The sequence below is a fragment of the Roseimaritima sediminicola genome (genome assembly GCF_009618275.1).
Taxonomy (GTDB): domain Bacteria; phylum Planctomycetota; class Planctomycetia; order Pirellulales; family Pirellulaceae; genus Roseimaritima; species Roseimaritima sediminicola.
Window position 1 is genome coordinate 24880 of the sequence record NZ_WIAD01000062.1, and the last position, 6212, is coordinate 31091.

The 6212-nt window shown below is 64.3% G+C and carries 4 protein-coding genes; 3 read left to right on the forward strand and 1 reads right to left on the reverse strand.

Going from position 1 to position 6212, the window contains the following annotated elements; translation table 11 throughout:
- Positions 1-4 precede the first annotated feature (4 nt).
- Positions 5-988: an EF-P beta-lysylation protein EpmB gene (gene epmB, locus GE027_RS20200; RefSeq protein ID WP_261344074.1), complete on the forward strand. Its 984-nt coding sequence runs from the start codon at positions 5-7 to the stop codon at positions 986-988.
- A 127-nt stretch (positions 989-1115) separates the two neighbouring features.
- On the opposite strand, the gene GE027_RS20205 is transcribed toward epmB, so the two are convergent.
- Positions 1116-1643, reverse strand: a complete 528-nt coding sequence (locus tag GE027_RS20205) for a hypothetical protein (protein WP_153559040.1) — start codon at positions 1641-1643, stop codon at positions 1116-1118.
- A 182-nt stretch (positions 1644-1825) separates the two neighbouring features.
- On the opposite strand from GE027_RS20205, the gene GE027_RS20210 reads away from it, so the two are divergent.
- Both GE027_RS20210 and GE027_RS20215 read left to right on the forward strand, forming a co-directional pair.
- Positions 1826-4477: a S8 family peptidase gene (locus tag GE027_RS20210; RefSeq protein ID WP_153559041.1), complete on the forward strand. Its 2652-nt coding sequence runs from the start codon at positions 1826-1828 to the stop codon at positions 4475-4477.
- Between the two features lie 86 nt (positions 4478-4563).
- Positions 4564-5805, forward strand: a complete 1242-nt coding sequence (locus GE027_RS20215) for a glycosyltransferase (protein ID WP_153559042.1) — start codon at positions 4564-4566, stop codon at positions 5803-5805.
- Positions 5806-6212 lie beyond the last annotated feature (407 nt).

Below are 6212 nucleotides of genomic sequence, written 5' to 3' on the forward strand. Positions count from 1 at the left end.
CGAAGTGCGTTGGCAGGAGGCGATGCGGCGGGCAATCCGAGACCCTGGTGAGCTGTGCCGGAAGCTGGATTTGCCCGAATCGCTGGCCGACGGGCGTTCAGCTCAGGATTTTACCGTATTTGTGCCGCTGGAGTTTCTCGCCCGGATGCGTCCCGGCGATCCCGACGACCCCCTGCTCCGCCAGGTCCTGAGCGTCGAGGCAGAGAATGATACGCCGGACACCTATTCGCTGGATCCGCTCGCTGAACAAAACGCCAGTGTTCTGCCCGGGTTGCTGCACAAGTATCACGGCCGCGCCCTGTTGGTCACCAGCGGGGCCTGCGCGGTGCACTGCCGCTACTGCTTCCGCCGACACTTTCCTTACCAGACCGTGCCCAAGGGGCTGCAGGCGTGGCAGGAGGCGCTGGACCATATTGCGGCGGATCCGACGATTTCGGAAGTCCTGCTCAGCGGCGGCGACCCGCTGACGTTGGTGGATCCGCTGCTGCAGTCGCTGCTCGGCGCCCTCGACCGCATCCCTCACGTTCGCCGCCTGCGGATCCATACCCGCCTGCCGATTGTGATTCCCCAGCGGGTCACCGAGGCGCTGCGGGACATGCTGGCGGCAACGCGAGCCACATCCTGGGTGGTTGTGCACTGTAACCACGCGGCCGAACTGGACGGGCCGACCCTGGGCGCGTTGGCGCGCCTGATCGACGCCGGCGTCCCCGTCTTGAATCAAGCCGTCCTGCTGCGCGGCGTGAACGATTCGGTTGCGGCTCTGGAAGCCCTGTCACTGCGGCTGGTCGATCACCGCATCCAGCCCTACTACCTGCATCAGCTGGACCGCGTTCAGGGAGCCGGCCACTTCGAAGTGGACGAAGCGACGGGGCTGCAGTTGATGGCGGGACTTCGCCAGCGCGTCCCGGGCTATGCCGTCCCGCAGTACGTTCGCGAGCAACCGGGCGAGCGGTCCAAAACCCCCATCGAACCCCGCCCCATGCCGTAGCCGAAGTCGCCAGACTTTGGACCCGCGCAAATATCTCTCCACACGCTACCCCATCCAAACTCTGGCGACTTCAGCTACGCGTGGTCTCCCATCCAAACTCTGGCGAGTTCCGTTATGCCTGTTCCGGCTAGGCCACGCGGCTTTGACCACCGCTGGCCTGCAGCCGGTCGGTGCCGTGCAACTGGAAGGCTCCGCGAGCGTCGCGGGCCAGCAGGATCGACTTCTGGTGCGTCACGCGGTTGAGCAGAGTCTGCAGCAAGGGATCGTCCAGCTGCTGCTGGTCGGCGTCGAATACGACCAGGTCGATCGCGCCCAGCGTGTTGGCCACCCGCGGCAAGCCTTGCGCTGGTGTGCCGGGAATCGGCAGCGGTTTGACGCCCAGGGCGGACAGTTTCTGGTGGAACGTTTTCAAACCCACGCCGTGACCGTCCTCGGCCATCTCGAACAGATCGATGGCGGCGTAGCGGATCGGCCCCTCGTTGCCTTGTTGGCGGAGCCAGTCGATCAACCGTGTTGTGCGGTCCAGGCCGGCCAGATTGATCTCCAGGACGGACGCAACCGTTTGGCCACGCACCGATTTGTACAGACAGCGGTCGCCAGCCGGTTTCGACAGGTGCAACAGCTTGAACGTGGCCCAGGTTTGCGCGAGTGACATGGCAGGTAACAACACTCAATGCGGGTTAAGGCAATGCGGGTAGTAACGATCCGTACTGTTGTGTCGGCGGGACGCAGCGAAAAAGTCGAGGCGAATTTGCCAGGGTCCGATTGGGTAGTTCGCGGGCGATTGTGCCGACCTAGGTTTGTCTGTCACGAAAACTGGGCAAACTGCAGAAATCCATGGTTCCCGATCAAAACGCCTTCAACCGCCCGTCTCCCGGCGCCGATCCTGCGCTCCCCCAGCAGGCGACGCGGCAACGGCGGCTGGGTGACCCGCTACGACGCTCGCAGCGGTCGCTGCGTGTTTGCGAATCGCGGCTGGCTCTGTCGGCATCGCTGGCAGCCGATCTGGTGCTCTCTTCGATCGAAGATCCGACTCCCGCGGCGGACGGCGACCCCGCGGCGATTCCCAGCGACTGGTTGCTCGAGCAAGCGGCCGAAATCCGTCAGCAATACGGCCTGGACGGTGCCGGCCAGAGCATCGCGGTCATCGACAGTGGGATCGCCTGGGACCATGTGGCCCTGGGGGGCGGTTTCGGTCCCGGCTATCGCGTCGTGGGCGGATGGGACTTTGCCGAAAACGACGCCGACCCCTACGACGATGCGCCGGCCGGTTTCCACGGTTCCCATGTTTCCGGGTTGCTCGCTGGCGACGGTCCGGGGTTCAGCGGCATCGCTCCGGGCGCCGATCTGCTGGCCCTGCGCGTCTTTGACGATTCGGGCCGCGGCAGTTTGGACGCGATCGAATCGGCCCTCGAGTGGGTGCATGAAAACCGCGACGCCTACGAACATCCGATCACGACGGTGAACCTGTCGCTGGGCGCGATCCTGCACGAAGCCAACGAAGCCCAGGTGCTGGGCCAGTTGGAAGACGAACTCCAGCAACTGCACGACGACGGCATTATCGTGGTCGCCGCGGCCGGCAACCAGTTCGACGCGGACTTCCCCAGCCGCGTGACCTACCCGGCGGAAAGCAGGTGGGTGACCGCCGTGGGAAGCATCGACGCGGACGGGGCGCTGAGCGGTTTTTCGCAGCGGCAAGCCGATCTGTTGACAGCGCCGGGGCATCAGGTGCGCAGCAGCGTTCCCGACCACGTCTTCGGCTGGGACGGCAACGTCGACGATTACGCGGCTACCGACGGAACCAGCATGGCCGCGCCGCAAGTCGCGGCGGCGAGTGCCCTGGTGCGGCAAGCCATGTTGCAGGCCGATCCGGCGGCCGACACCGACCCGGCGGCTATCCTTGGCCACCTACGGGAAACCGCCATCACCGCGACCGACCCTCTGACCGGGCTGACCTATCACACGGTGGATCTCGAAGCGGCCATCGATGCGTTGCTGGCCGATTCCCAACAGGACACGACGCCCCCGCTCGAAAGCTCCACACTGGATCCGGCCCAAGCCGTCGATCTGGGGATGATCGATTCGCAAACCGTGACGTTGAATCCCGACCAGTGGTACACCCTCCGCGGCACGCACGATGGCATCCTGTCATTGAGCATTCCCGCCGGCACGCTGGTCGAAGCTGTGGATGGCCAGGGACGTCCGCTGGAATCATTCGATCGTTTTACCGGCGCCGATAGCAGCGCCGACGCAACGCAACAGCTCGATTATCAGGTCGGCAGCCAACAAGCGATCTTCCTTCGTTTGCAGAATGCCGGTCCGGAAACCGTCGCCATTACAAACCTGTTGCAATTCGACGGCGGTGACATTCGGGTCCTGGGAACCGGCCAGAGCGATCAGGTGCGACTGGATCTGACGGACGTCGTTACCCTGCAAGTCAACGGCGCCCAGTACCGCTTCGATTCCACCACGGGCCTGTCTTCGCTGCGGATCCAGGGTGATGGCGGCAGCGACCGCATCGATCTGCAAGGCTCGACGGCTACCGAACGACTGGTCTTACATCCCGGCGGGAACGCGAGCGGCGAGGCCAGCCGGTTATTGCGGCAGGGATTGACCGTCCAGTTCGACGGGTTCGAACAGGTCTCGTTCGACGGCGGCGGCGGCGCGGACCAAGCGTCGGTCTATGACACGCCGGGCGACGACCAATTGACCACCAGGCCGGGCGAGGCGCATTTGACCGGCGCCGGTTATTCGTTTCGCGTCACCGACGTTCCGCGAATCTATGTGCATGCCACGGCCGGCGGCGAAGACACCGCGTTCGTTTACGACTCGTCCGCGGATGAAACGCTGGTCATCCGCCCGCAGTTCACCAGTCTGCGCGGAGAGACCCATTTTAATCTGGCCTACGGGTTTGAACGCGTTTATGCCTTCGCTCAAAACGGCGGGCAGGACGAGGCCAAACTGTACGACAGCGAGGGTGACGACCGGATGAGCGCTTCGGCCGTGTCTGCCAGCATCAGCGGACCGGGCTACTACGCCAGCGCTCGCTATTTCGAATCGGTCGAAGCCAATGCGACTTTCGGTGGACACGATACGGCGCGCCTATACGCCGCCGACGATTCGGTTCGTTGGCAGCACGCCGGCGGCTTGATCCAGATGATCGGCGTGAACGCCGACGGCGAAACGCTCGAACGGACGGCTCGCGGATTCGATGACGTCGGCGCGTTCGTCGCCGGTGCTGCAGCCGATGTCCAGCTGCAATCGTTCGCGCCCGCTCCTTCCTCGTTTGCTGACCCCTCGCCTACGCTGTCCCCTGCCCTGTCCCGCCCGGCGTCGCTGTCCCGCCCGGCGCTGCTGTGGGACGTGTCCGGCCAGCACGATACCGACGCCGAGCGACGGGCCGAAGCGTTGCTCGACACAGCGACCGATCCGCGTTCGGCTCGCCGCGCACTAGCCGCGTTGTTCGAGCGACTCGGCGAGCAAGACTAATGCGACCCACGGCCTTCGACTGACTTTGATCCCCAACTCCCCCGCTCTCTTCACCATCGTTCACCGCTGACACCACGGGTATTCCGATGAGGACCTCTGTCCCCCAAGCAAACGTCGCCAACGCCCCTGCCGTGGTCCTGCCACCGAACGGTCCAGCGGGCAGCGCGATGACTTCCGCGGCATCGACCGGCAGCGAACCGAACCGGCAGTGTTTCGCCGCCGTGCTGCACGTCGTCAATGGCGAGCACTTTGCCGGGGCCGAGCGGGTTCAGTCGCATCTGGGCCGCTGCCTGCCCGCCGCCGGCGTGCGAGCCGATTTTGTATGCGTCAAACCCGGCCGCTTCGCCGACATCCTGGACGAAGCCGGCGGCGCGGCCGGCAACTGTTACCGGATGCCGATGCGGGGCCGACTGGACGTGACGGTGGCCTACCGCATCAGCCGACTGGCTCGGCAGCACCGTTACGACCTGCTGCATGCCCACACACCGCGAACCGCCGTGTTGACCGCCTTGGCGTCCAGGCTCAGCGGCGTGCCGTGGGTGTATCACGTCCACAGTCCGGCCGCCCAGGATTCGGCTCGACGCTTAGTGAATCGGCTGAACGCATCGCTGGAGTGGTTGTCGCTTCGCAACTGCCGCCATCTGATCGCCGTTTCGAACAGTCTTGGTGAAACGCTGTGTCGAGGTGGCTGGCCATCGCAACGCATCTCGGTGGTCCACAACGGCGTGCCGGGGGTGCGGCCGGAACGAAAACACACGCCCCGGCCCGGCGGCCGATGGGTGCTGGGCATGGTCGCCCTGATGCGACCACGCAAAGGCTTGGAGGTGGCGCTCGAAGCGATCTCGCATCTGAAAAAGACCGGACACGAGGTGCATCTCCGCTGCATCGGTCCGTTTGAGAGCGATGCCTACCGGGAACGCATCGAAGAGAAGGTACAGCGGTTGGGAGTCAGCGACCGCGTGGAGTTTCGGGGATTTGCCGCGGACGTGCCGCAGGCGCTGGCGGAACTCGATGCCATGGTGCTGCCCAGCTTGTACGGCGAAGGCCTACCGATGGTGGTCTTGGAAGCGATGGCGGCCGCCCTGCCGGTGGTGGCCACAAAAGTGGAAGGCACGCCCGAAGCGATCCGGCACCGGCGCGAAGGTTTGTTGGCCGATCCGCAGTGTTCGCGCAGTTTGGCCCAGCAGATCACGGCGCTGGTCGAAGGCCGATACGACTGGACGGCGATGGCCGAAGCGGCGTGCCTGCGGCATCGCGAGCACTTCTCCGACACCGCCATGGCCGAGAAAACGGCCGCGGTGTACCGCCACGTGCTGGCGAAAAAGTAGCCCATCCGGGGTTGTCGTGGGAAAGCCAAGGATGGTGGATTTTCGGCGAAACCCGCGCTGGTGTCCGAAGAGTTTGCCTGAGCAAGACGAACAGGGACCGTCAATACGCAAGCCGTCAGCTAGCTGCTAGCAGAACATCAGCTGCGCTTTACTGTCCCCGTCAATCAATCACTGTCCCCGTTAATCGTTTTGGGTTGCCTTTCGTCCGTAAATCGTCGCCGCAGCCTCTCACCGCTAAACAGTGATAGCAATTCGCCCGTGACGAGCGGCTCAAAGCCGCCCATCCTACGCCCCACGCGGCAGGCTGTGGACAAAATTTGACCACCCGAGTGGGCTAATCGAGATATTGCGTGGCTTAGCCGGGTGAAACTCCCTATAATGCCCCACTGACTCGCTAATAATTCATT

Excerpts from the sequence above, each read along its gene's own strand:
- GE027_RS20205 (WP_153559040.1), bottom strand. The coding sequence starts at position 1,643 with ATGTCACTCGCGCAAACCTGGGCCACGTTCAAGCTGTTGCACCTGTCG.
- GE027_RS20210 (WP_153559041.1), top strand. The coding sequence starts at position 1,826 with ATGGTTCCCGATCAAAACGCCTTCAACCGCCCGTCTCCCGGCGCCGAT.
- GE027_RS20215 (WP_153559042.1), top strand. The coding sequence starts at position 4,564 with ATGAGGACCTCTGTCCCCCAAGCAAACGTCGCCAACGCCCCTGCCGTG.